We start from the raw sequence: 3,326 nt of genomic DNA, 5'->3' as shown, positions 1-3,326 counted from the left end.
TCCCAGCCTCTTAATTATTATGCTTCTTTACCTGTTTCAGGTGTTGATTCGTTAGGAATGATTGCTGCTACGATAAATACTAAAACAGCGAACACTACAGAAACGATCGCACCAAGTTGGAAGTCAAATGGCACAGCAAGCACTGAGCTTACTACGTAGTTTAACATCGATACTAATAAAAATGACCAAAAGAAAGTAACAATATATTGCATTATTATTTCACCTCATATAGATGTTTTTCGTACTTTTGTACATATACACTTATAATACCATACCATAAGGCGAAAAAAAATGAATACTTTACGTCAAAAAACTCGTTATTGTGTTTAAAAAAAGCGTGCGTTATAATTAGCACTAGGTACTAATAATTGATAATAGGAAGAGGGGTTGCCTTATGGGTGTAGGCATTATTGGTTTAGGAAAATACGTTCCAGCAAAAAAGGTAACAAATGTAGAGTTAGAAAAATTTGTGGATACAAATGACGAATGGATTCGTACACGAACAGGGATAGAAGCGCGCCATTTTGCGGCAGATAATGAAGATACATCGGATTTAGCTATACATGCAGCTAAAGAAGCATTACAACAAGCAGCACTTAGTGCAGAGCAAGTGGATATGGTGATTGTAGCAACGGTTACACCAGATCAGGCCTTTCCGAGTGTAGCTAATATGGTACAAGATGCAATTGGTGCAAAAAATGCAGCGTCAATGGATGTTAGTGCGGCATGTGCTGGCTTTATGTATGGTCTAGTAACTGCACAACAATTTGTACAAACAGGTGCTTACCAAAACGTATTAGTCATTGGGGTCGAAAAACTATCAAAAGTTTTAGATTATAACGACCGTAATACCGCTGTATTGTTTGGTGATGGTGCAAGTGCAGCAGTAGTAAGCAATGTAGCAGAGGGACGTGGCTTTTTAGCATTCGAACTCGGCTCGGATGGTAGCGGCGGCAAACATTTATATTTAAATGAACAGCTCCATATCGAAATGAATGGCCGTGAAGTATTTAAGTTTGCAGTGCGTACAATGGGTGAGGCTGCTTTACGTGTGATCGAAAAAGCAGGCTTACAAAAAGAGGATGTGGATTATTTAGTGCCACACCAAGCGAATATTCGTATTATTGACGCGGCACGTACACGTCTAGATTTACCAGAAGAAAAGGTATCGAAAACAATTCACTTATATGGTAATACTTCAGCGGCTTCAATTGGCTTGTCATTGTATGATGATGTGGCGTCGGGTAAAATTAAAGATAATGATAAAGTAGTACTTGTAGGCTTTGGCGGCGGTCTTACATGGGGCGCCATTATATTAACTTGGGGAAAATAAAGGAGAGAATATCATGACGAAACGTAGAGTAGTAGTAACAGGTGTAGGTGTTGTAACGCCATTAGGTAATGATATCGAAACAACATGGGCAAATATTAAAGCAGGTAAATCGGGTGTGGGCCCATTAACACGTCTTAACCCAGAGGATTTTCCAGCAAAGATTGCGGCAGAAGTTAAAGATTTTGTGATTGAAGACTTTATCGAAAAAAAGGATGCGCGTCGTATGGACCGCTTTACGCATTATGCGATGGCAGCTTCAATTATGGCGATGAAAGATGCTGATCTTGAAATTTCCGAGGAGTTAGCACCACGCGCCGGTGTATGGATTGGTTCAGGTATTGGTGGCATGGAAACATACGAGCAGGAATATTTAAAATTCCAGCAGCGCGGAGCACGCCGTGTAAGTCCATTTTTCGTACCGATGATGATTCCTGATATGGCGTCAGGTCAAGTATCTATTCACTTTGGAGCAAAAGGCATTAACTCATGTTCAGTAACAGCTTGTGCATCAGGTACAAACTCTATTGGCGATGCGTTTAAAGTAATTGAGCGCGGAGATGCAGATGTAATGATTACAGGTGGCGCAGAGTCACCAATTGTTAATATGGCAGTTGCGGGCTTCTGCTCAAGCACAGCTCTTTCACTTAATACGGATGCAAGCAATGCCTCACGTCCATTTGACAAAGACCGTGATGGTTTTGTTATTGGTGAAGGTGCGGGGATTGTAATTTTAGAGGAGTATGAACATGCAATTGCACGCGGTGCTAAAATTTATGCCGAGCTAGTAGGTTACGGCGCAACAGGTGATGCCTACCATATTACTGCTCCAGCACCAGAGGGCGAAGGTGCGGCGCGTGCCATGAAGCAAGCCTTGCAAGACGGCGGAGTTGAGCCAACAAGCGTAGGTTACATTAATGCGCACGGTACAAGTACACCGTACAATGATTTATACGAAACGATGGCTGTTAAATCAGTTTTTGGAGAGCATGCGTATGATTTAGCTATGAGTTCAACAAAATCTATGACGGGTCACTTATTAGGTGCAGCAGGTGGGGTTGAAGCTGTATTTACAGTGTTAGCACTTAAAGAAGGTATTTTACCACCAACAATGAACTTGCAAAATCCAGATCCAGATTGCGATTTAGATTACGTAGCTAACCAAGCGCGTGAGCAACAAGTTGAGTATGCGATGAGTAACTCACTAGGTTTTGGTGGTCACAATGCAAGTTTAGTATTTAAACGTATTTAATCTATAGCGAATCGTCTCACATTTGTGGGGCGATTTTTTTGCTAGACTTTATATACGCTGTGGGGTATTATGGAGTTATCATACTTATGGGGGTATACAATCATGGCAGAAACAATGCGCCAACTAGGCAAATTTAAAACATTAACACCTGAATTAAACGAGGCATTTCAACAATGGAATATGATTGCGTTTAAAGAAGGAGCACTTTCACACAAATTAAAAGAAATTATGGCAGTAGCAGCAGCGGCAACAACAGGCTGTGACTTTTGCTTAGATTTACATAGCAAGGGTGCAAAACGTGCAGGCGCAACACAAGAGGAAGTAGCAGAGGCATTGATGATTGCTACAGCAGCGAAGGCAGGCTCACCGTTTGCTCATGCAGCTAACGCAATGCAAGCTTATAACGAAAGCACAGATGATGAGCTATTTAAAAAATCATACTTAATGGATGCAATGGCATTAAAGTCATTAGCACCAGATGATTTTAAAGCATTTTTCAACTTTACAGGAGCTGTTGTTAAAGAGGGCGCGCTTAGTGTAAAAGAAAAAGAATTAATTACTGTAGCAATGACGTTAATTACAGGTTGCCCATACTGCATCGACACACATGTTAAAAATGCTAAAAAAGCAGGCGCAACAAAAGAAGAAGTAGCAGAAACTATTTTCATTGCTAGCGCATTAAACGCAGGCAGTGCTTATACACAAAGTGCTAAAGCATTAAAAAACTTTGATTAATACAGAAAG

4 protein-coding genes are annotated in these 3,326 nt (G+C 40.7%); 3 read left to right on the top strand and 1 reads right to left on the bottom strand.

Features of this window, described 5'->3' with window-relative positions:
• Positions 1 to 17: 17 nt before the first annotated feature.
• Positions 18 to 212 (bottom strand): YjzD family protein, encoded by a 195-nt coding sequence (locus CH76_RS13065; protein WP_036147236.1) that lies wholly within the window; start codon positions 210 to 212, stop codon positions 18 to 20.
• A 182-nt stretch (positions 213 to 394) separates the two neighbouring features.
• On the opposite strand from CH76_RS13065, the gene CH76_RS13060 reads away from it, so the two are divergent.
• From CH76_RS13060 to CH76_RS13050, 3 genes are all read left to right on the top strand, one after another.
• A complete protein-coding gene (locus CH76_RS13060) occupies positions 395 to 1,333 on the top strand; it encodes a beta-ketoacyl-ACP synthase III (protein ID WP_036147233.1) in 939 nt (312 codons plus the stop codon).
• Positions 1,334 to 1,346: 13 nt separating this feature from the next.
• Positions 1,347 to 2,582, top strand: a complete 1,236-nt coding sequence (fabF, locus tag CH76_RS13055; RefSeq protein WP_036147230.1) for a beta-ketoacyl-ACP synthase II — start codon at positions 1,347 to 1,349, stop codon at positions 2,580 to 2,582.
• Positions 2,583 to 2,684: 102 nt separating this feature from the next.
• Positions 2,685 to 3,317 (top strand): carboxymuconolactone decarboxylase family protein, encoded by a 633-nt coding sequence (locus tag CH76_RS13050; RefSeq protein ID WP_036147227.1) that lies wholly within the window; start codon positions 2,685 to 2,687, stop codon positions 3,315 to 3,317.
• The last annotated feature ends 9 nt before the right edge of the window (positions 3,318 to 3,326 follow it).

Origin of the sequence: Lysinibacillus sp. BF-4 (assembly GCF_000743635.1) — a bacterium.
GTDB lineage: Bacteria > Bacillota > Bacilli > Bacillales_A > Planococcaceae > Metalysinibacillus > Metalysinibacillus saudimassiliensis.
Note: the sequence above shows the minus strand (reverse complement) of the source record. Positions and strands in the feature narration are given on the sequence as shown.